Genomic DNA, 25,704 nt, shown 5'->3' with positions numbered 1-25,704 from the left:
CGTCTCGTGCGGGGGCGGCCCGTCCGGCCGCTCTCAGCCCAGCAGGTCGACCAGCCGGTCGAGCACGCCGGAGCTGACCAGGATCACCACCCCGATGCCGACGAAGATCGCCGGCACCAGCCAGTGGCCGGCGCGCTCGACCAGCCGCACCACCCGGGGGTGCCCGCCCAGCCAGGCGCCGACGGCGCACCACAGCGCGATGAGCAGCACGAAGACCAGCAGGAAGACCGCGCTGTCGGCCGGGCCGAGGGCGCGGAACACGGGGACGTAGACGGCCACGTTGTCGGCGCCGTTGGCGATCGTCACCCCGGCCACCCCGAGCGTGGAGGCCACCACGGCGGGCGCCTCGTCGCCGTCGCGCCGCACGAGGGCGCGGATCCCGAGCGCGATCGGCAGCAGCCCGAGCAGCCCGGTCCACGGGTCGGGCACCACCAGCAGGCCGGCGGCGACCACCGCGCTGGCCAGCGCCAGCGCCCCGATGCCCAGGTACTGCCCGGCGACGATCTGCCAGGCCCGCGGTCGGCCGGTGCGGCGGGCGGTGACGAAAAACAGGGTCAGGATGACGATGTCGTCGATGTCGGTGGCGGCGAAGACCACTGCCGCCCCGACCGCGCTGCCGAGAAGGTCGATCACGACCGCAGGGTACGGGTCGTCGGCGGGCATCGCCGTGCGGCGACGGTGGTACGCCCGGCCGGTGCGGCGGGACGGATCGCCAGGATCACTCTATCGGGAAGCTGACATTGCATAGCGTGTCGGTTGGCGAAGAGTTGATATCTGGCGCATGATCGTTCGAGGCGGTCTAATAGGTGGGACCGTATCCGAACCGCACAGTCTGGGACGTGAGGACACAGCATGGCAGCCACTGGCACAGCCACCAGCACTGAGAAGGGTCGCCGGATCGTCGGAGCCGAGCGTCAGACGCTCGCCAAGGACCTGGTAAAGCGGTACACCTCGGGGGAGAGCATCCGCGCGCTGGCGGCCTCGACCGGCCGTTCCTACGGGTTCATCCACCGAGTGCTCACTGAGTCCGGGGTGCAGTTGCGTCAGCGCGGCGGTGCCCGGCGCCGCAAGAAGGCGTGACCCGCCCCCCAGCGTCGTCCGACAGCGCCGCTCCCCGGGCCGCCCGGTGACCGCCGAGGCGACCGGGGTCCGGCTGACCTGCGACGGGCCGGTTGCCACGGTGACGTTGTGCCGGCCCGACGTGCTCAATGCCCAGACTCCCGCGATGTGGCGGGCGATGAGCGAGTTCTCTCGCGACCTGCCCGGTGACGTACGGGTGGTGGTGGTCCGGGGCGAGGGCCGTGCGTTCTCCGCCGGTCTCGACCTCTCGGTGGCCGGTGCTTCCGGCCCCGGGTCCTTCGCTGAGCTGGCCACGCTGCCCGAGCAGGAGTGCGCGGACCGGATCGCCGAGTTCCAGGCCGGCTTCACGTGGCTGCACCGCCCGGACGTCATCTCCGTCGCCGCCGTGCAGGGTCACGCGATCGGGGCCGGGTTCCAGCTGGCTCTCGCCTGTGACCTGCGGGTGCTGGCCACCGACGCGAAGCTGTCGATGGCCGAGGTGACCCTCGGTCTGGTGCCCGACCTGGCCGGCACGAAGCGGCTGGTCGAGTTGGTCGGCTATTCCCGGGCACTGGAGATCTGCGCGACCGGCCGTCGGCTGGACGCCGCCGAGGCGGACCGGATCGGGCTGGCCACACTGGTCGTGCCACCCACCGAGTTGGACGGCGCGGTCCGGGACCTGACCGCCGGCCTGCTCGCCGGTGCCCGCGACGCGGTGGTGGAGATCAAGGCGCTGCTCGCCGGCGCGGCCGGGCGGTCGCACGCCGACCAGCAGCGTGCCGAGCGGGAGGCGCAGACCCGCCGGTTGCGCGACCTCGCCGGCCAGGGAGAATAGTAAGGACCGTACGGGAAGATCCGGGTTACGACCGAGGTTGTCACAGTCGTCGGGACAATTGACCTGACGAGGCGGTCCGCCCGACGACCCGGAGGTGAGTGGTGTCCAACCCGATGTCCGGCGGTGGCATGGCGGGATGGAGCATGCTCCGGTCGATGCGTAACCGCGACGAGGTCTCCACCCACCGGCTGAAGCGCGGGGTGGCCCGGCGGATCGTCGCCTTCGCCCAGCCCTACCGGCGCGACATCATCGTCTTCCTGGCCACCGTGGTGCTGGCCGCCATCATCGGCGTGGCCACCCCGGTGCTCGCCGGTGACGTGATCAACGCGATCAACCGGGGCGGCACCGAGGCCGGCCAGCTGGTGGTCCGGCTGGCCCTGTTCATCGCCGCGCTGGCGGTCGCCGACGCGCTGCTCTCGCTGGCCCAGCGCTGGTATTCCGCCCGGATCGGCGAGGGCATCATCCTCGACCTGCGCACCCGGGTCTACGACCACGTGCAGCGGATGCCGTTGCAGTTCTTCACCCGTACCCAGACCGGCGCCCTGGTCAGCCGACTCAACAACGACGTGCTCGGCGCCCAGCGGGCGTTCACGTCCACCCTGTCCGGGGTGGTCAGCAACGTCATCCAGCTGGTGCTCACCGCCGCGGTGATGTTCACCCTCTCCTGGCAGATCACCGCGCTCTCGCTGGTGCTGCTGCCGATCTTCATCATTCCGGCCCGCCGGGTCGGCCGGCGGCTGGCCGACATCACCCGCGAGGCGTACAACCTCGACGCCAAGATGAACGCGACCATGACCGAGCGGTTCGGGGTGGCCGGCGCGTTGCTGGTGAAGCTCTTCGGCCAGCCCGAGATCGAGGCCCGCCGGTTCGCCGGCCGGGCCGAGCGGGTGCGCGACATCGGCATCCAGTCCGCCATGTACTCGCGGACGTTCTTCGTCGCGATGCTGCTGGTCGCCTCGCTGGCCCAGGCTCTCACCTACGGCCTCGGCGGCTGGCTCGCGGTGACCGGCGGCGTCAGCGCGGGCACCGTGGTGACCCTCGCGCTGCTGCTCACCCGTCTGTACGGCCCGCTGACCGCGCTCTCCAACGTCCGGGTGGACGTGATGAGCGCGCTGGTCTCCTTCGACCGGGTCTTCGAGGTGCTCGACCTGAAGCCGGGCATCGTGGAGAAGCCCGACGCGGTGCCCGTCCCCCGGAGCGCCGGCCGGGTCGACTTCCGCGACGTGCGGTTCCGCTACCCGAGCGCCGCCGAGGTCTCCCTCGCCTCGCTGGAGGAGGTCGCCACGCTCGACCGCACCGTCAACGAGCCGGTGCTCAAGGGCGTCTCGTTCAGCGTCGAGCCGGGGCAGATGGTGGCCCTGGTCGGCCCGTCCGGCGCCGGCAAGTCGACCCTGTCGATGCTGATCTCCCGGATCTACGACGTCACCGACGGTCAGGTGCTGGTCGGCGGCGTGGACGTGCGCGACGCGACACTCGCCTCCCTGCGCGACGAGATCGGCGTCGTCACCCAGGATTCGCACCTGTTCCACGAGACGATCGCCGAGAACCTGCGCTACGCCAAGCCGGACGCCACCGACGACGAGATCTGGGCCGCGCTGGCCGGCGCCCAGGTCGCCGACCTGGTCCGGTCGCTGCCCGACGGGCTGGACACCACCGTGGGGGAGCGTGGCTACCGGTTCTCCGGCGGTGAGAAGCAGCGGATCGCCATCGCCCGGCTGCTGCTCAAGGCCCCGTCGATCGTGATCCTCGACGAGGCGACCGCACACCTGGATTCGGAGAGTGAGGCGGCGGTGCAGCGGGCGCTGTCGGTGGCGCTGGCCGGGCGGACCGCACTGGTGATCGCGCACCGGCTCTCCACCGTCCGCGACGCCGACCAGATCCTGGTCCTGGACGGCGGGCGGATCGTCGAGCGCGGGCGGCACGAGGAGCTGGTCGCGGTCGGCGGGCTCTACGCCGAGCTGTACCGCACCCAGTTCGCGGTCGCCGACTCGCCCACCCCGTACGTGGACGCGACCGGCCCCGAGCCCGTGGTCATGCCGCTGGGCACCTACGTCGCCGACGAGGCGCTGCCGCCAGCCGTGGCCAACTGACCCCGGCCGCTGTCCGGTCAGGTCGCGCGGCGGTCCGGCAGGCCGGTCGCCTCGCGCAGCTCGGCGAACGCAGTGCCCAGCGTGGCCGGCGTGAAGTGGGCGTTCAGCCCGCTCGGGTTGGGCAGCACCCACAGCCGCGCCCCGGCCAGCGACTCCGGCTGCGGCCCGAAGGTGGCCTTCGGCCGGCCGAACCCGATCCGGTACGCCGTCACACCGACCACCGCCACCCAGCGCGGCCGGTACCGGGCCACCGTGGCGGTCAGCAGCCGGGCCCCGTCGAGCAGCTCCTCGGTGGTCAGCTCGTCGGCGCGGGCGCTGGCCCGGGCGGCCATGTTGGTGATGCCGAGCCCGAGGGCGGGCAGCTCGGCCTGCTCGCTCGGGTGCAGCTGCCGAGGCGTGAATCCTCCCCGGTGCAGGGCCGGCCAGAACCGGTTGCCGGGCCGGGCGAAGTGCCAGCCGGTGGCGGCCGACCAGAGGCCGGGATTGATGCCGACGAAGAGCACCGCCAGCCCCGGCGCGAGCACGTCGGGGATGGTCCGGTCCGCGGCGGCGGCCAGCTCCGCCCGGGTCGGCCGGGGGTGTCCGGCGGCGTCGGTGGCTCGCCGGACGGGGTCGGGTGTCACAGCCCGCGCAGGGCGCCACCGTCGACCGGCACGGTGAGGCCGGTCAGGTAGCTCGCGGCGGGGGAGAGCACGAACGCGGCCACCCGACCGAACTCGGCCGGGTCACCGATGCGCCGCAGCGGGATGGAGGCCTCCGCCTCGGCGCGGGCCCGCTCCGGGTCGCCGGTGGCGGCGAACAGCTCCCGGTTGCGGTCGGTCAGGATCCGGCCGGGCAGCAGGCCGACCACGCGTACGCCGCGCGGGCCGTGGTCGTCGGCGATGTCCTTGGCGACGCCGACCAGACCGGGCCGCAGGCCGTTGGAGATGCCGAGGCCGGGCACCGGGCCGCGGGCCGAGGTGGAGAGCACCAGCCCGATCGCGCCGCCGTCGGTCAACTCGCCGGCGATGGTGCGTACCGCGCGGACGGTGCCCAGGAAGACCGTCTCGAAGGAGACCCGCCACTGCTCGTCGCTGATCGAGGCGGCCTTGCCCGCGGGCGGGCCGCCGACCGAGATCAGTGCGCCGTCGAGTCGACCGAAGTGCCGCCGGGCCGCCTCGACGAGCTGCCCGGGGGTCTCCGGGTCGGCGAGGTCCGCGGCCAGCCCGACCGCCCGCTCCGGTCCGCCCAGCCGTGCGGCGGCGGCGGCCACCGCGTCGGCGTCCCGGGCCGAGAGCACCACCCGGGCGCCGTCGGCGACCAGGCACTGCGCCGTCGCGTAACCCAGGCCACGGGAGGCGCCGGTGAGGACGTACACCCGGTCGGTCAGTCCGAGATCCATGCCGCCGATCCTGCCGCATCCGGTACACCGTCGCCACCGACGGGATGCGCCGCCGGGGGACGCGGGGCGGGGCGCAGCAGGCGTACCCGGCCGGCGATCTGCACCGCGACGGCGCCGCCGGCGCGGGCCACGGCCGGCAGCCGACGGGGACGCGGCGCGCGGCGCCCGTCGTAGCGCAGGCCCGCCTCCCGGGCGGCCAGCTCCTCCGCGCCCGCCGGGGGCAGCGCGCCCCGCTCGCGCAACGCCCGGGCCAGGTCCCAGCCGTCGCGCAGCGACCCGAGGGTGGGGCGGTTCGCGGCCCAGCCGGCGAAGGTCGCCGGCCAGTCGACGCCGAGGCAGGCGGCGAGCAGCGGCCAGTGTCGGGCCACCTCACCGGCCCGCTTGCGCAGCAGCGCCGCCCGGGTGGCGGCCAACGGCGCGGGCGCGAACCCGGGCGGTGGCGGCCCCCCGGCGACCAGCGCCGCGACCAGTTCCGCCTGCCGTCGGGCGAGCCGGCCGGTGGTCGGGTCGCCGGCTGCCGTCGGTCCGTCGGCGGCGGATGGTGACGTGCCGGTCATGTCACGGCCGGGAAGCCGGCGGCAGCGGCCAGGGCGTCAAGTTCCGCGTGGAGCGCGGCCGCCGGCGGGTAGTCGCCGTCGCGCTCGAGCAGCAGCGCGGGCGGTCGCCGCCGGGCGCAGAGCGCGCCGACCAGCTCCAGCACCGCCGGCGGCACCGGGTCGGTGTGCGTGTCGTGGTAGAAGCCGCCGTGCTCCGCGCCCCCCGCCACGTGGACGTATGCGACCCGGTCCAGCGGCAGCCGGTCCAGCAGCGCGAGCGGGTCGGTGCCCCGGTTGCGGGCGTTGGCGTGCACGTTGGCCACGTCCAGCAGCAGCAGCGCCCCGGTCCGGTCCAGGATCTCGGTGAGGAAGTCCGCCTCGTTCAGCTCGTCGTCGGGCCAGTCGACCAGCGCGGCGATCGGTTCCAGCGCGATCGGCACCGGCAGCTCGGCCTGCGCCCGGGCGACGTTGGCGCAGACCACGTCGACCGCCTCCCGGCTGCGCGGCAGCGGCAGCAGGTGCCCGGCCTCCAGGCCGCCGGCCCGGACGAAGGCGATGTGCTCGCTGACCAGCGGAGCGTCGAGCCGCTGCGCCACGGCGGCCAGGTGGGCGACCCGGGCCGGGTCGACGGGCTCGGCGCCGCCGAGGGAGAGTCGCACCCCGTGCGGTACGACGGTCACCGCGCGCTCGCGCAGCTGCGCCAGGCCCGGCGGCAGCGGCCCGGTCGCGGGGACCGACTCGGCCACCACCTCGACGAAGCGCAGCCCGGGCAGCTCGGCCACGAAGCCGGCGATCTCCGGGCGCCAGCCGATGCCGACGCCGTGTGGGCCGGTCATCCGCCGCACCCGCCGCCGCCGCCGCAGCCGCCGCCACCGCCACAGGAGCTGCCGCCGCTGCAGGAGCTGCCCCCGACGCCCGACGATCCGCTGCCGGAGCTCGACGTCCAGCCGCCGCCGAGGGCCTGGCGCTGGATCTCGGCCTGCTCGGCGAAGCCCGGGTCGAGGGCCCAGAGCGACGCCGTGCCGTACAGGGCCACGCCCATCGCCGCGCCGGCCGCGCCGTAGGTGGCGAACGCGGGCGACGAGGCCGGGGCCAGGTGGGCGTGCTGGCGGCGCAGGTCGCGCAGTGCGGCACGACCGGCCCGGGTGGTCTGCGGCACCCGCCAGAGCAGCAGCACCGCCGCCAGTACCCCGATCAGGGTGAGCAGCAGATAGCCCACCGGCCGCCCGTTGGTCAGACCGGCGAACAGCCGGACCACGCCGAGCACCAGCAGGGCGGCGAGGAGCCGGGACCACCGCCGGGCGGCGGCCCGCCGCTCCTGGCTCGGCAGCAGCCCGCGCTGTTCGAGGCCGGTGCGGAGCTGCTCGAGCGCGTCGCGGACCCGCTGGTCCTGCGGCAGGTCCCGGGCCCGGGCGCGCTGGTGGGCGGCCCAGTGGATGGCCTGGTCCAGTGGGGTCAGCCCGGACGGCGTGGGGCCGGTGGTGACCAGTCGGCGGTCGGGTCCCACGGCGATCGCGCCGCTGCCGCGCAGCCCGCCGAGCGCGGCGTGCACGGCGAGCCCGGGCCCACCGTTGAGGTACGCGACCTGCTGCGGGTCGAGCGGACCCGTCGGGGCGTCCACCGATCCGGCCGCGAGGCGGATCCGGTAGAGCACCGCGAGCGCGACCACCACGGCGGTCGCCACGAGGTAGAACCGGAGGAAGGTCGGGCCGGGGATGCCCCAGGTGTCGCCCGACGCTGCGTGGACGATCATCGGCTGCTCCTGTCGCCGGAGGGATCGGCGGCCTCATTGTGGAGCAGCGGCGCCACGGTTGGCGGCCCGGTGTCCGGGTGGGACGGTCAGCGGCGGCGGACCGCCTCCTCGACGAGGTCGAGCACGGCGCCCAGGTCGCCGGCCGGCCGGCCCATCGCCAGGTGCAGCACCAGGCCGTCGTAGGCCAGCTCCAGGAACTGGGCCAGCACGTCGATCGGCACGTCCTCGCGCAGCACACCGGCGTCCCGCTGGCGGGCCAGCCGGTCCCGGGTCGCCTCGGCGATCGCCGCGGACCGCTCCGCCCAGCGTCGGGCGAACGCGGGATCGGTGCGCAGCCGGCGGGAGACCTCCAGCTGGCTGCCGAGCCAGCCGGTGGTGTCGGGGGAGACGGCGACGGCCAGCAGGTCGCGCATCACCTGCACCAGACCGTTGCGGGCCACCGTCTCGACCATGGCCGCGGCGTCGTCCTCGGCGACGGCGAGGAAGAGCGAGTCCTTGTCGCGGAAGTGGTGGAAGATGGCACCCCGGGACAGCCCGGTGGCCTCCTCGAGGCGGCGTACGGTGGCCCCCTCGTAGCCGTGCCGGGCGAAACAGGCTCGCGCGGCGGCGAGGATCTCCTGCCGGCGCGCGTCGAGCTGATCCTGGCTTACTCTGGGCACGCGTCGATCGTCGCAGGTCACCACGCGTCACGCAAACCGTACGTACGGCTTGGTATGTCGCCGGAGCCGGCACCGTTACCATCGCCCGATGATCGCGCCCCGCACCCCCGCCGCCCCGCTGACCGTCGCCACCGTCCAGGCCACGCCGACCCCCGGCGACGTCGCCGGCAACGCGGTGGCCGGCGCTGACCTGGTCCGTCGGGCCGGCGGGCAGGGCGCCCGGGTGGCCGTCCTGCCCGAGCTGTACCTCTGCGCGTACCACCCGCCGGTCCTCGCCGCCGACCCGGCCGGCACCGACGTCGCCGCCGACTCGGCCGGGGCGGTCGCGGACCCCCGGCTCGATCCGCTGCGCGCGGCGGCGCGCGAGGCCGGCGTCACCGTGGTGGTCGGCGCCGCGGTCCGGCACCCGGACGGCCGGCGGACCATCGCCGCGCTGGTGGTCGACCGGGCCGGCGACGTCCGCGTCGGGTACGACAAGCAGCAGCTGTGGGGCAGCGAGGCCGACCTGTTCAGCCCCGGCACCCGGGGCGCCACGCTGCTCATCGACGACTGGCGGCTCGGCCTGGGCATCTGCTACGACGGCTGCTTCCCGGAGCACGGCCGCGCCGCCGCCCTCGACGGCGCGCACGGTTACCTCTGCCCCAGCGGCTACCTGGTCGGCTCGGAGCACCGTCGGGACCTGTACTACGCGGCGCGCGCCCTGGACAACACCATGTTCGTCGTCTTCGCCAACGCGGTCGGCGGCACCGATCCGTGGCGCTTCAACGGCGGCGCGGCGATCTACGACCCGCAGGGACGTGCGCTGGCCCGGGGCGCCGACGAGGGCACCGCGGTGCTGGTGGCGACGCTGGACCCGGCCACGCTGGCCGCCACCCGGGCGGCCCATTCGATGCTCGCCGATCGACTGCCCGACCAGGGCGGCCCGCGGGCGTCGATGTCCGGTTGAGCACACCGTCAGGTCGACACCCGCCGGATCTGTTGGCGGACACGTCGGTCCCGTAGGGTGCCCGAGTGCCACTGCTCCTGCTGGACCTGGACAACACCCTGCTGGACCGGGCCGGGCCGTTCCGCCGCTGGGGTGAGCGCTTCCTGAGCGGCATCGGCGCGCCCCCCACGGACATCGACTGGCTGATCTCGATCGACGCCGACGGGCTGACCGACCGGTGGGATCTGGCCGACGCCATCCGGGACCGCTACGAGCTGCGGATCCCCTCGATCGACCTGGTGGAGGAGCTGCACGACGGGGTGGTGTCGCAAACCCGGCTCGATCCGCTGACCGCCTGCGCGCTGCGGATCGCCGACGACGCCGGGTGGGTGCCGGTGGTGGTCTGCAACGGAACGGTACGGGTCGAGGACGCCAAGATCCGCCAGACCGGCCTGGACCGCTACGTGGCCGACTGGGTGATCTCCGAGGAGGCCGGGGTCAGCAAGCCGAACCCGCGGATCTTCGCGCTCGCCGCGCAGCGGGTCCGGATGCCGCTGCGCGGCGCCTGGGTGGTCGGGGACAGCCCGGAGGCGGACATCGGCGGCGCCGCCGCGGTCGGGCTGCCCAGCGTCTGGCTGCACCGGGGGCGTACCTGGTCGGACACCCGGTTCGCGCCGAGCCGGTCGGTGGACGGGCTGATCGCCGCGGTCGCCACCGTGCTCGCCGGCTGACGGGTCGTCCCGCGCGGTGCCGCCGCTCGGGCCGCCGGCCCCGGTTGGTCACGGCGGCGCAGCGGTAATTCGGTTGACCGGCCGCCGGGGTGGCGGCGAGCATGGTCGACGCAACGTGCACCCCGGGCGCGCGCCCGGTCGAGGAGAGGGGGTCGGTCATGGCCGTCTTCGCAGGTCGCTTCCAGCTGCCTTCTTCAGCCTCGACCAAGGGAACCTCACCACAGTGCGCGATCACGACCTTCCGGCGCTGGAGCGCCGGACCCGCGGCAAGAGTCGCTTCGACGACGACGAGCCGCAGTTTCTGAAGCGCGGGCGGCCCACCGAGTCGCCCGCCGACCCCGACGGCGAACCTGATCCGGACACCGGCGAGCGCTGGTCGTCCTGGGACGACGCCGTGCACGGCCCGGAGCCGCATCCGGACTGGCTGGTCACCGAGCTGGCCGCGAAGGACACCGAGCTGGGTGTGCTGAAGACCGGCAAGGAGGCGGACGTGCACCTGGTCCGCCGGGCGGTGCCCGACACGGACCGGTCCTGCCTGCTGGCGGTCAAGCGCTACCGGGACGTCGAACACCGGCTGTTCCACCGCGACGCCGGCTACCTGGAGGGCCGGCGGGTGCGCCGGTCCCGCGAGAACCGGGCGATGGCCGGCCGGACGGCCTTCGGCCGGCAGATGATCGCCGGGCAGTGGGCGGCCGCCGAGTTCGACGCCCTGGCCCGGCTCTGGGAGATCGGCGCCGGGCACGACCGGATCGCCGTGCCGTACCCGGTGCAGCTGCGCGGCACCGAGTTGATGCTGGAGTTCGTCGGCGACGCCGAGTCCGGGCAGGCCGCGCCCCGGCTGGCCCAGCTGCGGCCGGGTCCGACCGAGCTGCGCGACCTGTGGGATCAGCTGGTGGAGGCGCTACGGGTGCTGGCCCGGGCCGGTTACGCGCACGGCGACCTGTCGCCGTACAACCTGCTCGTGCACCGCGGTCGGCTGGTCGTGATCGATCTGCCCCAGGTGGTCGACGTGGTGGCGAACCCGCAGGGGCCCGAGTTCCTGGCCCGCGACGTACGGGTCGTCGGCGCCTGGTTCGTGGCCCGGGGGCTGGCCGCCGAGCAGGCCGATCCCGTCGCCCTGACCGGGGAGCTGCTGCGCGAGGCGGGCGTTCGCTGACCGGGACGGGTCGGGCGGCCTCCACCGGCCGTCCGACCCTTCGCGCCGATTACTGCAGGTAGCGTTCCACCTCCGGCTTGGGGCGTTCGCCCTGGGAATCCGGGTCGCCGTGGGTCTGCCGGGCGGCCCGCCGGCGGCGCAGCAGGTCCCAGCACTGGTCGAGGGACTCCTCCAGGTCGCGCAGCCGCTCGCTGGCCTCGCCTTCGGTGCCCGACTCGTGGGTCTGAGCCGCCGCACGCAGCTTGTGCTCCTCGTCGACCAGCTCGGAGATCCGGTTCAGGATGGTCTTGTCGTCCATGTCACAGAGCCTGGCACAGGGTGCCCGGCGTCGCCCGGATTCGGGGGTACCGGTTGGTCTCCGGTCACCGTGGCTCGGCCCGGAGGGTCCACCGGTCCCGGTTCGTCCCGGTGTCGCCGTCCCACCTGGCGGTCGGCGGGGCTGGGCCGACCCGGCCGGACACCGGCGTGGCTCGGTGCGGCTCCCACCTGCGCCTGGGGCTCATCCTGACCGTCCACTCAGGATGCCGGGGCGACGGTGTCGTCGCCACGAGCCAGGAACGGTGGTGGAATCTCACCGACCACAGGTCTGGAGGTGCCTCGCGTTTGGTGAGATGCTTCCGTCGCCCAGAAGGTGAAAGTTCCACAGTCCCGACCGACCGAAGTGGACCGCTACGGTCGGTGGGACGCCGAGGAGAAGTGGTTCCATGTCGCAGGTGTCCGATGCCGGCCCCGCCCCCGTCAGCACCGAACCCCGGATGATTCCGCTCCGTCGCGTCCTGCCCGCGCTGGTCCGCGACCCGCTCGGCGCGTTGGTCGGCTTCGCGGACGACGCCGCCGGCGAGGTCGTCCGACTGAACCTCGGTTCGTTCCGGCCCTACCTGGTCAGCCACCCCGAGCATCTGCAACGGGTGCTGAGGGACAACGTTGCCAACTACACCCGCGACGGGGACGGGCTGCTCTGGCGCCCGGTCCGCCGGATCGTCGGCGACGCGATCCTGGTGGCCGAGGGTGAGGTCTGGGAGTCCAGCCGGGGCGCGCTGCAACCGCTGTTCACCGCCAAACGGGCCGAGACGCTGGTCGACAGGATGGCCGACGCGATCAACGAAGCGGTCGACGAGTGGCTGGAGCCGGCGCGCGAGGGCCGCCCGATCGACGGCGGCGCCGAGCTGACCCGGATCGTGCTGCGTACCACCATGCGGGTGCTCTTCGCCGACCGGATCTCGGTGCCGGACGCGCTGCGGATCAGCGAGGCGCTGGACACCGTCACCACCGCTATGCTCCCGCGCCTGCTGGTGCCCTTCGTGCCGTACGCGGTGCCGATGCCCGGCGACCGGCCCTTCCGGGAGGCGGTGCGGACCATCGACGAGGTGGTGCTGCCGATCATCCGGGAGGCCCGGGCCCGGCCCACCGACGGCGACGACATCATCTCCACCCTCTGCCGACCCCGCGCGGACGGGCGGCAACCCGACGAGTACGCCATCCGCGGCGACGTGGTGGCGATGTTCTCCACCGCCACCGAGACCACTATCGCCCTGCTGTCCTGGCTCTGGCCGGTGCTGTCCTCCCGGCCGGACGTGGCCGAGCGGATGACCGACGAGATCGAGCGGGTGGTCGGCGCCGGCCGGGTCGGCCGCGAGCACCTGCCCCAGCTGCGCTACGGGCGGATGGTGCTGGACGAGATGCTGCGGCTCTACCCGGCCGGCTGGATGATCCCGCGGACCGCGGTCGGTGACGACGTGCTGGGCGGGGTCCGGATCAAGGCCGGCGGCACCGTGCTGGTCAGCCCGTACGTCACCCAGCGGATGTCGACGTTCTGGGACGACCCGGAACTCTTCGACCCGGAGCGTTTCGCCCCGGAGAAGCCCCGGCGGCCCTACCGCTACTCCTACTTCCCGTTCGGCGGTGGCCCGCACCAGTGCCTCGGGCAGTACCTGTTCCTGCTGGAGGCCCAGCTCATCGTCAGCACCGTGCTGAGCCGCTACCGCTTCCGGTTGCAGGAGCCGGTCGACCTGACGCCCCGGATGGGCGCCTCGCTGCAACCCAAGCAGCGGGCCAAGCTGGTCCTCACCCCCGTCGAGCGGCCGGTCGCACCGTGACGGGGGCGCCGCGGCCGGTGCAGACCGGTCGGGACGCCGTCGCCGAGCAGGGCCGGGTGTGCGCGCTGGCCGTACGGGGCGTACGCGACCTGCAGGACGTCACCGCCGCCCACCCCGAGCTGTTCGACGCCGCGCCGTTCGACCCGGCGCTGCTCAGCTCGGTGGCCACCGCCATCGCCTTCACCGCGCCCTGGCACACGGCCGCCGAGCTGCGCATCACCACCCGTACCCTGCTGTGGGTCTTCGCCGCCGACTGGCAGGTCGACTACCTCGCCCGGTCCGCCGACGACGTCCGGGAGGTGGTGACCGACTGCCTGGCGGTGGCCGACGGCGCCGCGCCACCGCCCGGTCGGCACCTGGCGCGGCTGCTGGCCGACCTGCGCGACGAGCTCGCCGCCGTGCCGGCCTTCGCCCGGCTGCGGCCGGTCTGGCGCGACGAGCTGGCCCGGATGCTCGCCGCGGTGGCCCGGGAGTGGGACTGGAAGAAGCTTCCGGACGACCCGTCCACCGGGCAGCGCCTGCCGGACCTGGACGGCTACCTGGACAACGCCGACAACCTCGCCTGCTCCTTCGTCAACGTCACCCACTGGATCGCCACCGGCGACGACGAGACCCTCGCTCAGCTGAGCGATCTGCTGGCCGTCGGGCGCGGCGTGCAGCGGGTGCTGCGGCTGGTCAACGACCTGGCCACGCACGGTCGGGACGCCGAGTGGGGCGACCTGAACGCGCTGCTGCTGGTCGCCGACCCGGCGCAGGTGCACGCCCGGCTGGCCGAGCTGACCGCCCGTTCCCGCGCGGAGCTGGCCGCCCTCGCCGAGCGCTCGCCGCGCCAGGCGGACTACCTGCACCGGCAGATCTCCTTCACCGGCGGCTTCTACCAGCTGTCGGACTTCTGGGGGGTGCGCGATGAGTGACGGCGCGTTCCGGGTCCTGGCCGGGCCGGTCACCGGCCGCGAACCGGCCACCGACGCCGCCCGCGAGCTGATCGCGGGTCTGGTGCTGCGGCCGTGGGGGCAGGTCGCCCCGTCGGTGTACGAGACCGGACGGCTGGTCGCCGGCGCGCCGTGGCTGGCCGGGCACCACCAGCGGATCGGGTTCCTGCTGCGCGGCCAGCGCCCCGACGGCGCGTGGGGCCCGCCCGAGGGGTACGCCCTCGTCCCCACGCTGAGCGCCACCGACGCGCTGCTCGCCGCGCTGGCCGACGGCCGGGCCGGGACGGACCTGCTCGCCGCGGTGGCCCGCGGGCTGCGCGCGCTCACCGGCACGCTGCTCGCCACCGACGCCCGGGAGCTACCGGACACCCCGGCGCTGGACCTCATCGTCCCCGCGCTGGTCGAGTCGATCAACGACCGGCTGGCCGGGCTGGACCGGGAGACCGCGGACCAGCTGCCCCGACCTCCGCTGGGGCTGCCCGCCGGGCTCGGCCCCGGCCGGCTGGGCGCGGTACGGGCGGCGGTGGCCGCGGGGGCGACGCTGCCGCCGAAGCTGGCCCACTTCTACGAGGTGCTGGACGCCGCGCCGGGCGACGCCGGGCTCACCCTGACCGCCGTCGGCGCCTCGCCCGCCGCCACCGCGGCCTGGCTGACCACGGCCGGCCCGGACGCCGGACCCGCCGCGCACGCCTTCCTGCGGGAGCTGATCCGCGACGGCGGCGGCCCGGTGCCCTGCCCGGCACCGATCACCGTCTTCGAACGGGCCTGGGTGCTCAGTGGACTGCGCCGCGCCGGCATCGCGGTCAACCCGCCGGGCGCCCTGCTGGAGAGCCTGGCCGGTGCCACCGGCGCCGAGGGCATCGCCACCGGCGACGGCCTGCCGACCGACGCCGACACCACCTCGGTGGCGTTGGACGCGCTGGCCCGGCTGGGCCGCCCGGCCGACCCGGGCAGCCTGTGGGCGTACGAGACGGCGGAGGGCTTCTGCACCTGGCCGGGCGAGGACGGCTTCTCGGTCACCACGAACGCGCACGTGCTGGACGCCTTCGGCCAGCACGTGGCCGGCCACCCGGACGCCGACGCCCGGTACCACCGGGCGGTCGACCGGCTCAGCGTCGTGCTGTCCGGACACCAGCGTGCCGAGGGCGGCTGGCAGGACCGCTGGCACGCCTCGCCGTACTACGCCACCGCCTGCTGCGTGCTGGCGCTGGCCGAGTTCGGGCGGGGCGCGGCGGCGGCCGAGGCGGTCGACCGGGCGGCGCTGTGGGTGCTGGACAGCCAGCGCGCCGACGGATCGTGGGGGCGGTGGGCCGGCACCGCCGAGGAGACCGCGTACGCCCTGCGGATCCTGCTGGCGGCGCCGGCGGCGGGGCCGCGGGTCGACGACGCAATGGCCCGTGGGCACGCCTACCTGCACGAACCGTCCGGCCGGAAGCACCCTCCACTGTGGTACGGCAAGGAGTTGTACTGTCCTACCGCCATCGTCCGCGCGGCAGTGCTGGGCGCCTGCCGCCTGGTCAGCGCCCGGTCCGCGGGTGTCGACCGTTCGGTGGTGGATTGCGGTTACCAGGCAACAAAAACAACAACTTGAGGGGTTGTGTGGACACTGCTAGCGTACGCAGAGCCTCAGCCCCGTATGCCCCGCTGCGGTGGGACATCGCCCTCCATGATCATTCGTTGATGAGCTGAGTCAACGCCCGGCCTGGGACGGTTCAATGCGTTCTCGCGGTACCAGTATTCGCACCAAGGTTGTCGCCCTGCTGCTCTCCCTGGTCGCGCTCTGGATGTTCGCGGCATGGGTCACCCTGCGGGACGGCTTCAACCTGCTCGGTGTCCAGTTGCTCAACAGCAAGGTCTATTCGCCGAGCGAACCGCTGCTCCAGGAGCTCCAGCTGGAGCGGCGGCTGACCCAGGCGTACCTGAGCAACCCCGACGCCGGGCAGCGGGCCGCGCTGGAGGCCGAGCAGCGCAAGACCGCGCAGCTGGCGGCCGACTTCGCCAGCTCGATCCGCAACTGGCAGGTCGACGTGGCCGGCAGTTCCGCCCTCGACGCCCAGCTGGACGCCACGGTCGCCGAGATCAACGCCCTCGAGCAGACCCGGGCGGAGGTGCTGGGCCGCAAGATCGATCGGATCGCCGCCGCGGACGCCTACACCGGCGCCATCGAGTCGATCTTCCAGGTCTACGACGTGACCGGCAGCCTGGACGACAAGGAGATCGCCGCCGACGCGGCCGCCCTGATCCAGCTGAACCGGATGAAGGAGCTGATCTCCCAGGAGGACGCGCTGCTCAGCGGCCTGTTCGGCAACGGCCGGATGAGCGGGCCGGAGTACGCCCGCTACGTCAGCCTGGTCGGCGCCGAGCGGTTCCTCGGCGAGGAGACCCGGGCCCGGCTCGCCGACTCCGATCAGCGCCGCTACCAGCAGCTCGTCGAGGGCGAGGCGTTCACCCGGCTGCGCTCCGTGCAGGACGGCATCATCCGCGAGGGACGGCCGGCGACCCAGCTGCCGATCAGCGCCGAGCAGTGGCGCAGCACCGTCGAGCCCGCGCTCGCCGAGGTGAACGACGCGGTCGCCGACGGCGGCGAGGGCATCGTGGGCCGGGCCACCGGCGTCGCCGTGATGGTCGTCGTCCGGCTGGTGCTCGCCACCGGCCTGGGCCTGCTCGCCGTCATCGCATCCGTCGTCATCTCGATCACCACGGCCCGTAACCTGCTGCGCCAGCTCGACCGGCTGCGGCAGGCCGCCTGGCAACTCGCCGACGAGCGGCTGCCGCGGGTGGTGGAGCGGCTCGGCCACGGCGAGGAGGTCGACGTGGCCACCGAGGCGCCGCCGCTGGAGTTCGGCACCGACGAGATCGGCCAGGTCGGCAAGGCGTTCAACGCGGTCCAGGAGACCGCGCTGCGTACCGCCGTCGAGCAGGCCGACCTGCGCCGCAACGTCCGTGAGGTCTTCCTCAGCCTGGCCCGGCGCACCCAGGCGCTGGTGCACCGCCAGCTCACCCTGCTGGACGCGATGGAGCGGCGCGAACAGGACGCGGAGGAGCTGGAGGACCTGTTCCGGGTCGACCACCTGGCCACCCGGATGCGGCGCAACGCGGAAAACCTGATCGTGCTCTCCGGCTCCACCCCGGGTCGGGCCTGGCGGCGCAACGTGCCGATGGTCGACGTGGTGCGCGGCGCGGTGGCCGAGGTGGAGGACTACACCCGGGTCAACGTGCTGCCGCTCGGGCCGGTCTCGCTCGCCGGCCGCGCGGTCGGCGACATCATCCACCTGCTCGCCGAGCTGATCGAGAACGGCCTGTCGTTCTCCCCGCCGCACACCACGGTGGAGGTTCGTGGTCAGCTGGTGGCCAACGGCTTCGCCATCGAGATCGAGGACCGCGGCCTCGGCATGAGCGAGGAGGACCTGGCCGCGGCGAACCACCGCATCGTCGACCGGTCCGAGCTGAACCTCGCCAACGCCGCCCGCCTCGGCCTCTACGTGGTGAGCCGGCTGACCGAGCGGCACGGCGTACGCGTACGGCTGAAGGAGTCGGCGTACGGCGGCACCACCGCGGTCGTGCTGATCCCGCTGGACCTGGTCACCGAGAACGGCGCGGCCCCGGAGGACTCCGGCGCGATGCGGACCGGGTCGCCCGCCATACCGCTGAGCTCGTCGCCGACCACCGGCCCCGCCGACAGCGGTCGCCCGGCCAGCCTCGCGCTGGCCGCACCGCCGACGCCGGACGTCCCGGACCTGCTGACCCCGGCCTCCTCGGCGGCGGTCCCGGCCGACGCGTCGGCGCAGACCGACACCACCAGCCCGACGGTGCAGACCGACGGAACGGACCTGGACGCCCTGCCCACCCGCCAGCGCACGATGCCGGCCAACGGTTCGTCGGAGCTGCCCAGCCGGGCCCGACGCGCCCTCGGTCAACCGGCCCTGGAGGGCCCGACGGTGCCCACCGGCCTGCCCGCGGTCGACCGGGCCGGATCACCGGAGAGCACCCGTCCCGGCGAGCCGGGCGCGGACGGCGGGCCCGCGCCCGCCCGGGCCGAGCCGGACCGGACGGACTCCGGCCTCCCGGTGCGGGTCCGGCAGGCGAGCATCGTGCCCGAGCTGCGCGACGACCCGGCGGCGACGGAGACCGACGAGGAGGACGTGGCGCGCCCGCCCGAGCAGGTGCGCCGAATGATGAGCTCCTACCAGACCGGCACGCGGCGAGGTCGGACCGACGCGGCGCGACTGCTCGGCGGCGCTTCCGGCGCCCCGCCGGCGGAAACGCCCGAGCCGACCGACGAGGACCCGCAAACTACCTGACCGGGCGCCGGTGATGCGGGTTTCCGCGCGGTGTGACGGTCAGCCCCAGACGAGTACGGCGACAACAGCCGGGGGAGAAGAGGACGACGAGTGGCCCAGAAGACGGCTTCGAGTGCCGACCTGACGTGGTTGCTGGATGATCTTGTGGGCCGGGTGAAGCAGGCCGAGCATGCGGTGGCGCTCTCCACCGACGGGCTGTTGATGGCCTCCTCGCAGGGGCTGAGCCGGGACGACGGCGAGCACCTCGCGGCGATGGCGGCCGGCATCCAGAGCCTGGCCCGGGGCGCCGGCAAGCGCTTCGGTGGCGGGCAGGTGCAGCAGACCATCATCGAGATGCAGTCGTCGTTCCTGTTCGTCACCGCGGCCGGGCGCAACGCCTGCCTGGCGGTGCTGGCCAGCGAGGACGCCGACGTCGGCCTGATCGCCTACGAGATGGCGATGCTGGTCACCCGGGTAGGCAAGTACGTGGCCTCCCCATCCCGTGGCGCCGACCAGCCGACCGGCGAGAAGTAGCGGCGATGACGGTGCAGGGAGAGTCCGCGGACCACCAGTGGGTGGATGACCATGCGGGCCCGGTGGTCCGCCCGTACGCGATGACGCGCGGGCGGGCCCGCCCGGTCACCGGCACGTTCGACCTGATCTCCCTGGTCACCGCGACCCGAGCCGACGTCACACCCGAGGTCGGCCTCGGTCCGGAGCACCTGGCGATCGTCGGACTGTGCCAACGAATACAGTCCGTCGCCGAGATCGCCGCCCATCTCGACCTGCCGGTGGGCACCATCCGGGTGCTCCTCGGCGACCTCGCGGCCCGCAGCCTGGTGCAGGTCCGCGAGCCACAGACCACGGCCGGTCTTCCCGACAACAGCATCTTCGAGGCGGTAATCAATGGACTACGGGCACTCTGACCGGCCGGCGGGAGCGACCCCACTGCCCACCGCGATCAAGATCCTGGTCGCCGGTGGCTTCGGCGTGGGCAAGACCACCATGGTCGGCGCGGTGAGCGAGACCCGGCCGTTGCGCACCGAGGAGGTGCTGACGGAGTCCGGGGTCGGCATCGACGACCTGTCCGGGGTGGAGGAGAAGACCACCACCACCGTGGCGATGGACTTCGGTCGGATCACCATCAGTGACGACCTGGTGCTCTACCTGTTCGGCACGCCCGGGCAGGACCGGTTCTGGTTCGTCTGGGACGAGCTTGCCCTGGGCGCGATCGGCGCGGTGGTGCTGGCCGACACCCGGCGGCTGGCCGACTGCTTCCCGTCGATCGACTACTTCGAGGGCCGGGGCACGCCGTTCGTGGTCGCCGTGAACTGCTTCGAGGGGGCCCGGAACTACCGGCTCGACGAGGTGCAGTCCGCGTTGAACCTGGACCCGGGGGTGCCGGTGCTGCTCTGCGACGCCCGTCAGCGCGAGTCCAGCAAGGAGGTGCTCGTCACGCTGATGGAGCACGCCATGAAGACCCGGGAGGCCCGCCGCCGCGCCGCCGGCGGGAACTGACCGACCACCGGCGAGATTTCCCGGCACCCCGGTGTCCGCTACGGCCGCGGCCGATCGTCATGCTGGCGATACCCGGACACACCAGGGAGCGCTCAGATGAAGTACATGATGTTCGTCTGCACCGACACCGAACCGGACACCGACCCGACCGAGCTACCCGACATCCACGCGTGGGTCGCCGAGAACGACGCCCGTGGCCGCCGCGTGCACGGCGACGCGCTGGCGCCGACCACCGCGGCCACCACGGTCCGGGTGCGCGGCGGTGAGCTGCTCGTCTCCGACGGGCCGTTCGCCGAGACCACGGAGGTGATCGTGGGCTTCGACCTGCTCGACTGCGCCGACCTCGACGAGGCGATCGAGGTGGCGCGGACCCACCCGATGGCCCGGCAGGGACGGCTGGAACTGCGCCCGTACGCCGGCCTGCCCGCCTGACCGGTGGCCCCCACCGACGCGCCGGCCGCCGAGCGGCGCGCAAGCGCCGCCCGGGTGACCGGCGCCGGGGCGGCCGCGGCGGCGGAGGCCGTCGCGGCCGCCGGGGCCGAGGCGTACCCACGGATCGTCGCGACCCTGATCCGGGTGACCGGGGACTGGGCGCTGGCCGAGGACTGCGCCCAGGAGGCGCTGACCGTCGCCCTGGAACGCTGGCCCGGCGACGGCGTTCCGGCCAACCCGGGCGGCTGGCTGATGACGGTGGCCCGCAACCGGGCGATCGACGTGCTGCGCCGGGCCGCCGTGGAGCGCCGCAAGCTGCACGACCTGGCGGTGCTCACGCCCACCGACGGGGAACCCGGGCCCGGTGTGAGGGAGGACGTGGTGGACGACCGGCTGCGACTGATCTTCACGTGCTGCCACCCGGCGCTCGCGATCGAGGCCCGGGTGGCGTTGACGCTGCGCACCGTCTGCGGTGTGCCGACCGCCGCCATCGCCCGGCTCCTGCTGGTCAGCGAGTCGACGATGACCCGACGGCTGACCAGGGCCCGGACCCGCATCGCACAGGCCGGCATCCCGTACCGGGTGCCGAGCGGGCCGGCGCTGGCCGAACGGCTGCCCGGCGTGCTGGCCGTGCTGTACCTGCTCTTCACCCGGGGTTACGTCGCCGACGGCGAACCGGCCTTCGCCGACGAGGCGGTCCGGCTGGCCCGACTGCTCGACCGGCTGATGCCGGAGCAGTCCGAGGTGGCCGCGCTGCTGGCGCTGTTCCTGTTCCAGCACTCCCGCCGGGACGCCCGCCGCGACGCCGCCGGCGACCTGCTGGCGCTCGACCGGCAGGACCGCCGCCGGTGGGACCACAGCGGGATCGCCGACGGGCTCGCCGCGCTGGCCCGGGTGCGCGACGACGGGCCGTACGCGTGGCAGGCCCGGATCGCCGCCTGCCACGCCACCGCCACGTCCGCCGAGGCCACCGACTGGCCGGCGATCGCGCGGGCCTACGACGCGCTGGCCGGCATCCGGCCGTCGCCGGTGGTGGCGCTCAACCGCGCGGTCGCGCGCGGCTACGCGTACGGTCCGGCCGCCGGGTTGGCGTTGCTCGACGCGGCCCGGGCCGGCGGCCGGCTGGACGGCTACCCGCTCGCCGTGGCGGTGGAGGCGGACCTGGTGGCCCGGCAGGGCGACCGGCCGCGCGCCGCCACCCTGTTCCGGCGGGCCGCGGCGGCGGTGGACTCGCCGGCCGAGCGTCGCGCCCTGCTGCGCCGGGCCGGAGAGCTCGCGCCGTAGCCCGCCCGGCCACGCGGGCCCCTCACGCGGCAGGGCCCCTGACCGCTCGCGGCGGTCAGGGGCCCTGGTGACGTCGGTACGTCAGTTGGCGATCATGCGGCGCAGCACGTACTGCAGGATGCCGCCGTGGCGGTAGTAGTCCGCCTCACCCGGGGTGTCGATCCGGACCACCGCGTCGAACTCCACGCCGGTGTCCGTGGTGACCTTCACCGTGCGCGGGGTCTCGCCGTCGTTGAGCGCGGTCACCCCGGTGATGGTGAACGTCTCCGTACCGGTGAGGCCGAGCGACTCCGCGGTGGTGTCCATCGGGAACTGCAGCGGCAGCACGCCCATGCCGATCAGGTTCGAGCGGTGGATCCGCTCGTACGACTCGGCGATGACCGCCCGGACGCCCAGCAGCATGGTGCCCTTGGCCGCCCAGTCCCGCGACGAGCCGGAGCCGTACTCCTTGCCGGCCAGCACGACCAGCGGGATACCGGCCTCCTGGTAGGCCGTGGAGGCGTCGTAGATCGAGGTCTGCTCGCCGGTGAGGTGGTTGACGGTGAAGCCGCCCTCCACCCCCGGGACCAGCTGGTTGCGCAGCCGGATGTTGGCGAAGGTGCCCCGGATCATCACCTCGTGGTTGCCCCGGCGGGAGCCGTACGAGTTGAACTCGTGCCGCGGCACGCCGTGCTCGGCCAGGTACTTCCCGGCGGGGGAGTCGGCCTTGATGGAGCCGGCCGGCGAGATGTGGTCGGTGGTCACCGAGTCACCCAGCTTGGCCAGCACGCGGGCGTCGGCGATGTCCGCGACCGGGCTCGGCTCCTGCCGCATGCCCTCGAAGTACGGGGGCTTGCGCACGTAGGTGGAGTCGTCCGCCCAGGCGAAGGTGTCGCCGGTCGGGGTGGGCAGCGACTGCCAGCGCTCGTCGCCCGCGAAGACGTCGGCGTACGCGGCGCTGAAGCCGGTGGCGCCGATCGCCTGGGCGATGACGTCCTGGATCTCCGCGCTGTTCGGCCAGATCTCCCGCAGGAAGACGGGGTTGCCCTCGCTGTCCTCGCCGATCGGCTCGTTGGCCAGGTCGATGTCCATCGTGCCGGCGAGCGCGTACGCCACCACCAGCGGCGGGGACGCCAGGTAGTTCATCTTGACGTCCGGGTTGATCCGGCCCTCGAAGTTCCGGTTGCCGGAGAGCACCGAGACGACGGCGAGGTCCTTCTCGTTGACCGCGGCGGAGACCTCCTCCGGCAGCGGGCCGGAGTTGCCGATGCACGTGGTGCAGCCGTAGCCGACCAGGTTGAAGCCGAGCTTGTCCAGGTACGGGGTGAGGCCGGCCCGCTCGTAGTAGTCCATGACCACCTTGGAGCCCGGCGCCAGCGTGGTCTTGACCCACGGCTTGCGGGTCAGGCCCTTCTCCACCGCGTTGCGCGCCAGCAGCGCCGCGCCGATCATCACCTGCGGGTTGGACGTGTTGGTGCACGAGGTGATCGCGGCGATCACCACGGCGCCGTGGTCCAGCTCGTACTCGACGCCGTCGGCGCTGGTGACCCGGATCGGGTCGGTGGCCCGGCCGCCGGAGCCGACCGCGGCCGTCTCCAGGTCGCGCGGCTCGTCGGCCGGGTCGCTGAACTCGTTGGCCGGCGGGTCGCTGGCCGGGAAGGACTCGGCGCTGGCCTCGTCGGCGGGGCCGTTGGCGCCGATCGGCAGCTGCTCACGGGGCACGCCCGGCTTCAGGTCGCGCTCGCCGGCCTCGTCGTCGGCGACGTAGTCGGTCAGCGCCGAGCGGAACAGCGTCTTGGCGCTGCCCAGCGGCACCCGGTCCTGCGGGCGCTTCGGGCCGGCCAGCGACGGCTCGATGGTGCTCAGGTCGAGCTCGAGGCGCTCGGAGTAGTCCGGCTCGGCCTCCGGGTCGTGCCAGAGGCCCTGCTCCTTGGCGTACGCCTCGACCAGGGCGACCTGCTGCTCGTCGCGACCGGTCAGCTGGAGGTAGCGGACCGTCTCACCGTCGATCGGGAAGATCGCCACGGTGGAGCCGTACTCGGGGGACATGTTGCCGATGGTGGCCCGGTTGGCCAGCGGCACGGCACTCACGCCGGGGCCGTAGAACTCGACGAACTTGCCGACCACGCCGTGCTTGCGCAGCATTTCGGTGATGGTGAGCACCAGGTCGGTGGCGGTGGTGCCGGCCGGCATCTCGCCGTGCAGCTTGAAGCCCACCACGCGGGGGATCAGCATGCTGACCGGCTGGCCGAGCATCGCGGCCTCGGCCTCGATGCCACCGACGCCCCAGCCCAGCACACCCAGGCCGTTGACCATCGTGGTGTGCGAGTCGGTGCCGACCACCGTGTCCGGGTACGCCTGGCCGTTGCGCTCCATGATGGTGCGGGCCAGGTACTCGATGTTGACCTGGTGCACGATGCCGGTGCCCGGCGGGACGACCTTGAACTCGTTGAACGCGGTCTGGCCCCAGCGCAGGAACTGGTAGCGCTCCCTGTTGCGCTCGTACTCCAGCTCGACGTTGCGCGCGAACGCGTCCTCGCGGCCGAACAGGTCGGCGATCACCGAGTGGTCGATGACCAGCTCGGCCGGGGCGAGCGGGTTGACCTTCGTGGCGTCGCCGCCCAGGTCACGCACCGCCTCGCGCATCGTGGCCAGGTCGACCACGCAGGGCACGCCGGTGAAGTCCTGCATGAGCACCCGCGCCGGGGTGAACTGGATCTCCACGCTCGGGGCGGCGGTGGGGTCCCACCCGCCGAGCTGGCGGATGTGGTCGGCGGTGATGTTCGCGCCGTCCTCGGTCCGCAGCAGGTTCTCCAGCAGGATCTTCAGGCTGTACGGCAGCCGGTCGTGGCCGTCCACCTTGTCGATCTTGAAAATCTCGTAGCTCGCGTCTCCGACGCGTAGCTGGGTCTTCGCACCGAAGGTGTCGAGGCTCGCCACGTCGTACTCCTTCACACCAGCGACCGTGAGTAGTCCTGAGCAGTCTGTCGCACCGGCCAAGATGCCGCCGAGGTTAGGTGACACTTACCAGCGATTCCGCTCTCAACAAAACCGTACGTCCGTCTTGCTAGTTTCGCAACCCGGCGTGAGTCCGAGCGACGCCTCATCCCTAGCCTCCTAGGACGCGCTAGCGGACGTGCGGGCCGCCACGGGCGCCCGGCCGAGTGATCGGCGGGGGCAGATCCGGTCGGTCGGCCGCAGGTAGGGTTCAAGGCCGGACGGGGAAGGGGTCGACGGTGTTCGACGTTCAGCACTGGCTCGTGGCGCTGCCGCCGATCGCGGTCTACCTGCTCGTCGCCGGGGTCATCGGCGTGGAGAGCATGGGCGTCCCGCTGCCCGGCGAGATCGTTCTGGTCAGCTCCGCCCTGCTCGCCGCCACCGGCGTGGTGGAACCGGAGTGGGTCGCCACCGCCGCCGCCACCGGCGCGATCATCGGGGACTCCATCGGGTACGCGGTGGGCCGCCGAGGTGGCCGCCCACTGCTGGCCCGGCTGGGCCGACGCTTCCCCCGACACCTCGGCCCGGCACAGCTCGCCCGCGCCGAGCAGAGCTTCGCCCGGCACGGAGTCTGGGCGGTCTTCTTCGGCAGGTTCGTGGCACTCCTGCGGATCCTGGCCGGCCCACTCGCCGGGGCGCTGCACGTGCCATACCGCCGGTTCCTGGTGGCCAACGCGGCCGGCGGGCTGGTCTGGGCGTTCGGCACCACCTACCTGCTGTTCACGGTGGGCCGCGCGGCCGAGCACTGGCTCAAGGACATCTCCTGGGCCGGGCTGGCCCTCGCGGTGCTCGCCGGCCTAGCCAGCACGTGGTGGCTGCGCCGACGGGCCCACCGGATCGAGGCGGCCGACCCGACTCCGGACGCCGAGCCGGTCCGCACCGGCAGCGGCGAACACTGACCCCGGGTATGACGTAAGGGCCGGACCCCTGGTGGGGGTCCGGCCCTTGCCGTTTGTGTGGTGCGGGTCAGCTGGTGGCGTAGCCGCGGGTGGCGATCCAGTCGGCGAGGTGCCCGACGGTGACCTCGTAGGAGGCGGTGTTCGGGTCGGCGGAGTCGGCGA

The 25,704-nt window shown here is 73.7% G+C and carries 25 protein-coding genes and 1 pseudogene; 16 read left to right on the top strand and 10 right to left on the bottom strand.

Annotated features, from left to right (window positions below; genetic code table 11):
* Positions 1-33: 33 nt before the first annotated feature.
* Positions 34-633 carry a cadmium resistance transporter gene (locus AB0K07_RS30080; RefSeq protein ID WP_363760799.1) on the bottom strand — a complete coding sequence of 200 codons (600 nt, stop codon included), beginning with the start codon at positions 631-633 and terminating at the stop codon, positions 34-36.
* A gap of 219 nt (positions 634-852) precedes the next feature.
* Here AB0K07_RS30080 and AB0K07_RS30075 point away from each other — a divergent pair, with 219 nt between their 5' ends.
* From AB0K07_RS30075 to AB0K07_RS30065, 3 genes are all read left to right on the top strand, one after another.
* Positions 853-1,080, top strand: a complete 228-nt coding sequence (locus AB0K07_RS30075; protein ID WP_007462679.1) for a helix-turn-helix domain-containing protein — start codon at positions 853-855, stop codon at positions 1,078-1,080.
* A 46-nt stretch (positions 1,081-1,126) separates the two neighbouring features.
* The gene (locus AB0K07_RS30070) at positions 1,127-1,894 is read left to right on the top strand and encodes an enoyl-CoA hydratase/isomerase family protein (RefSeq protein WP_363760796.1); all 768 of its coding nucleotides are present in this window, start codon (positions 1,127-1,129) and stop codon (positions 1,892-1,894) included.
* Between the two features lie 113 nt (positions 1,895-2,007).
* Entirely contained in the window at positions 2,008-3,984 is a 1,977-nt protein-coding gene (locus AB0K07_RS30065) for an ABC transporter ATP-binding protein (RefSeq protein ID WP_363760883.1), read from the top strand.
* Positions 3,985-4,001: 17 nt separating this feature from the next.
* Here AB0K07_RS30065 and mug read toward each other — a convergent pair whose 3' ends face one another.
* The 6 genes from mug to AB0K07_RS30035 form a co-directional block, all read right to left on the bottom strand.
* Positions 4,002-4,607 (bottom strand): G/U mismatch-specific DNA glycosylase, encoded by a 606-nt coding sequence (gene mug / locus AB0K07_RS30060; RefSeq protein ID WP_363760793.1) that lies wholly within the window; start codon positions 4,605-4,607, stop codon positions 4,002-4,004.
* Complete coding sequence (locus AB0K07_RS30055; protein WP_363760790.1) at positions 4,604-5,365, bottom strand: SDR family oxidoreductase; 762 nt, start codon at positions 5,363-5,365, stop codon at positions 4,604-4,606. Before AB0K07_RS30055 ends, mug begins: the two co-directional genes overlap by 4 nt.
* Positions 5,350-5,922, bottom strand: a complete 573-nt coding sequence (locus tag AB0K07_RS30050; protein WP_363760787.1) for a hypothetical protein — start codon at positions 5,920-5,922, stop codon at positions 5,350-5,352. Before AB0K07_RS30050 ends, AB0K07_RS30055 begins: the two co-directional genes overlap by 16 nt.
* Positions 5,919-6,737, bottom strand: coding sequence for a DUF692 domain-containing protein (locus tag AB0K07_RS30045; RefSeq protein WP_363760784.1), 819 nt, complete (start codon positions 6,735-6,737; stop codon positions 5,919-5,921). The genes AB0K07_RS30050 and AB0K07_RS30045 overlap by 4 nt, the downstream gene beginning before the upstream one ends.
* Entirely contained in the window at positions 6,734-7,654 is a 921-nt protein-coding gene (locus AB0K07_RS30040; protein WP_363760781.1) for a TIGR04222 domain-containing membrane protein, read from the bottom strand. Before AB0K07_RS30040 ends, AB0K07_RS30045 begins: the two co-directional genes overlap by 4 nt.
* Before the next feature lie 86 nt (positions 7,655-7,740).
* Complete coding sequence (locus AB0K07_RS30035) at positions 7,741-8,313, bottom strand: helix-turn-helix domain-containing protein (protein WP_363760778.1); 573 nt, start codon at positions 8,311-8,313, stop codon at positions 7,741-7,743.
* Between the two features lie 88 nt (positions 8,314-8,401).
* On the opposite strand from AB0K07_RS30035, the gene AB0K07_RS30030 reads away from it, so the two are divergent.
* From AB0K07_RS30030 to AB0K07_RS30020, 3 genes are all read left to right on the top strand, one after another.
* A complete protein-coding gene (locus AB0K07_RS30030; protein ID WP_363760775.1) occupies positions 8,402-9,259 on the top strand; it encodes a carbon-nitrogen hydrolase family protein in 858 nt (285 codons plus the stop codon).
* 65 nt (positions 9,260-9,324) lie between these two features.
* Positions 9,325-9,969, top strand: coding sequence for an HAD family hydrolase (locus AB0K07_RS30025; RefSeq protein WP_363760772.1), 645 nt, complete (start codon positions 9,325-9,327; stop codon positions 9,967-9,969).
* Between the two features lie 223 nt (positions 9,970-10,192).
* Entirely contained in the window at positions 10,193-11,125 is a 933-nt protein-coding gene (locus tag AB0K07_RS30020) for an RIO1 family regulatory kinase/ATPase (RefSeq protein WP_363760769.1), read from the top strand.
* Between the two features lie 49 nt (positions 11,126-11,174).
* On the opposite strand, the gene AB0K07_RS30015 is transcribed toward AB0K07_RS30020, so the two are convergent.
* Complete coding sequence (locus tag AB0K07_RS30015; protein WP_363760766.1) at positions 11,175-11,423, bottom strand: DUF2630 family protein; 249 nt, start codon at positions 11,421-11,423, stop codon at positions 11,175-11,177.
* Between the two features lie 460 nt (positions 11,424-11,883).
* Between AB0K07_RS30015 and AB0K07_RS30010 the strand changes: the two genes are divergently transcribed.
* The 9 genes from AB0K07_RS30010 to AB0K07_RS29970 all read left to right on the top strand — a co-directional run bounded on the left by AB0K07_RS30010 (position 11,884) and on the right by AB0K07_RS29970 (position 21,667).
* On the top strand, positions 11,884-13,221 hold the full coding sequence (locus AB0K07_RS30010; RefSeq protein ID WP_363760880.1) for a cytochrome P450: 1,338 nt from the start codon (positions 11,884-11,886) through the stop codon (positions 13,219-13,221).
* Positions 13,218-14,135, top strand: coding sequence for a terpene synthase family protein (locus AB0K07_RS30005; protein ID WP_363760763.1), 918 nt, complete (start codon positions 13,218-13,220; stop codon positions 14,133-14,135). Before AB0K07_RS30010 ends, AB0K07_RS30005 begins: the two co-directional genes overlap by 4 nt.
* Positions 14,128-15,744, top strand: a complete 1,617-nt coding sequence (locus AB0K07_RS30000; RefSeq protein WP_363760760.1) for a prenyltransferase/squalene oxidase repeat-containing protein — start codon at positions 14,128-14,130, stop codon at positions 15,742-15,744. The genes AB0K07_RS30005 and AB0K07_RS30000 overlap by 8 nt, the downstream gene beginning before the upstream one ends.
* Before the next feature lie 124 nt (positions 15,745-15,868).
* Positions 15,869-18,454 carry a nitrate- and nitrite sensing domain-containing protein gene (locus AB0K07_RS29995; protein WP_363760757.1) on the top strand — a complete coding sequence of 862 codons (2,586 nt, stop codon included), beginning with the start codon at positions 15,869-15,871 and terminating at the stop codon, positions 18,452-18,454.
* A 90-nt stretch (positions 18,455-18,544) separates the two neighbouring features.
* Positions 18,545-18,967 carry a roadblock/LC7 domain-containing protein gene (locus tag AB0K07_RS29990; protein WP_363760755.1) on the top strand — a complete coding sequence of 141 codons (423 nt, stop codon included), beginning with the start codon at positions 18,545-18,547 and terminating at the stop codon, positions 18,965-18,967.
* A gap of 5 nt (positions 18,968-18,972) precedes the next feature.
* A complete protein-coding gene (locus AB0K07_RS29985) occupies positions 18,973-19,359 on the top strand; it encodes a DUF742 domain-containing protein (protein WP_363760752.1) in 387 nt (128 codons plus the stop codon).
* Positions 19,340-19,951 (top strand): ATP/GTP-binding protein, encoded by a 612-nt coding sequence (locus AB0K07_RS29980; protein ID WP_363760749.1) that lies wholly within the window; start codon positions 19,340-19,342, stop codon positions 19,949-19,951. Before AB0K07_RS29985 ends, AB0K07_RS29980 begins: the two co-directional genes overlap by 20 nt.
* A gap of 96 nt (positions 19,952-20,047) precedes the next feature.
* Positions 20,048-20,383 carry a YciI family protein gene (locus AB0K07_RS29975; RefSeq protein ID WP_363760746.1) on the top strand — a complete coding sequence of 112 codons (336 nt, stop codon included), beginning with the start codon at positions 20,048-20,050 and terminating at the stop codon, positions 20,381-20,383.
* 54 nt (positions 20,384-20,437) lie between these two features.
* On the top strand, positions 20,438-21,667 hold the full coding sequence (locus AB0K07_RS29970) for a sigma-70 family RNA polymerase sigma factor (protein WP_363760877.1): 1,230 nt from the start codon (positions 20,438-20,440) through the stop codon (positions 21,665-21,667).
* Between the two features lie 81 nt (positions 21,668-21,748).
* Here AB0K07_RS29970 and AB0K07_RS29965 read toward each other — a convergent pair whose 3' ends face one another.
* Positions 21,749-24,601 carry an aconitate hydratase gene (locus tag AB0K07_RS29965; protein ID WP_363760743.1) on the bottom strand — a complete coding sequence of 951 codons (2,853 nt, stop codon included), beginning with the start codon at positions 24,599-24,601 and terminating at the stop codon, positions 21,749-21,751.
* A gap of 281 nt (positions 24,602-24,882) precedes the next feature.
* On the opposite strand from AB0K07_RS29965, the gene AB0K07_RS29960 reads away from it, so the two are divergent.
* Complete coding sequence (locus AB0K07_RS29960; protein ID WP_363760740.1) at positions 24,883-25,542, top strand: DedA family protein; 660 nt, start codon at positions 24,883-24,885, stop codon at positions 25,540-25,542.
* Between the two features lie 67 nt (positions 25,543-25,609).
* Here the strand turns inward: AB0K07_RS29960 and AB0K07_RS29955 are convergent.
* Positions 25,610-25,704 (bottom strand): annotated as a pseudogene (locus AB0K07_RS29955) (phytochelatin synthase); the annotation flags it as partial.

Origin of the sequence: Micromonospora sp. NPDC049301, from assembly GCF_040678715.1 — a bacterium.
GTDB lineage: Bacteria > Actinomycetota > Actinomycetes > Mycobacteriales > Micromonosporaceae > Micromonospora.
This window is presented reverse-complemented; position numbering and strand designations above follow the sequence as displayed.

What these genes read in the sequence shown, in the direction of transcription:
- AB0K07_RS30075 (WP_007462679.1), top strand. Translation starts at nt 853, where the DNA reads ATGGCAGCCACTGGCACAGCCACCAGCACTGAGAAGGGTCGCCGGATC.
- AB0K07_RS30065 (WP_363760883.1), top strand. Translation starts at nt 2,008, where the DNA reads ATGTCCGGCGGTGGCATGGCGGGATGGAGCATGCTCCGGTCGATGCGT.
- AB0K07_RS30055 (WP_363760790.1), bottom strand. Translation starts at nt 5,365, where the DNA reads ATGGATCTCGGACTGACCGACCGGGTGTACGTCCTCACCGGCGCCTCC.
- AB0K07_RS30050 (WP_363760787.1), bottom strand. Translation starts at nt 5,922, where the DNA reads ATGACCGGCACGTCACCATCCGCCGCCGACGGACCGACGGCAGCCGGC.
- AB0K07_RS30045 (WP_363760784.1), bottom strand. Translation starts at nt 6,737, where the DNA reads ATGACCGGCCCACACGGCGTCGGCATCGGCTGGCGCCCGGAGATCGCC.
- AB0K07_RS30040 (WP_363760781.1), bottom strand. Translation starts at nt 7,654, where the DNA reads ATGATCGTCCACGCAGCGTCGGGCGACACCTGGGGCATCCCCGGCCCG.
- AB0K07_RS30030 (WP_363760775.1), top strand. Translation starts at nt 8,402, where the DNA reads ATGATCGCGCCCCGCACCCCCGCCGCCCCGCTGACCGTCGCCACCGTC.
- AB0K07_RS30015 (WP_363760766.1), bottom strand. Translation starts at nt 11,423, where the DNA reads ATGGACGACAAGACCATCCTGAACCGGATCTCCGAGCTGGTCGACGAG.
- AB0K07_RS30000 (WP_363760760.1), top strand. Translation starts at nt 14,128, where the DNA reads ATGAGTGACGGCGCGTTCCGGGTCCTGGCCGGGCCGGTCACCGGCCGC.
- AB0K07_RS29995 (WP_363760757.1), top strand. Translation starts at nt 15,869, where the DNA reads ATGCGTTCTCGCGGTACCAGTATTCGCACCAAGGTTGTCGCCCTGCTG.
- AB0K07_RS29985 (WP_363760752.1), top strand. Translation starts at nt 18,973, where the DNA reads ATGACGGTGCAGGGAGAGTCCGCGGACCACCAGTGGGTGGATGACCAT.
- AB0K07_RS29980 (WP_363760749.1), top strand. Translation starts at nt 19,340, where the DNA reads ATGGACTACGGGCACTCTGACCGGCCGGCGGGAGCGACCCCACTGCCC.
- AB0K07_RS29975 (WP_363760746.1), top strand. Translation starts at nt 20,048, where the DNA reads ATGAAGTACATGATGTTCGTCTGCACCGACACCGAACCGGACACCGAC.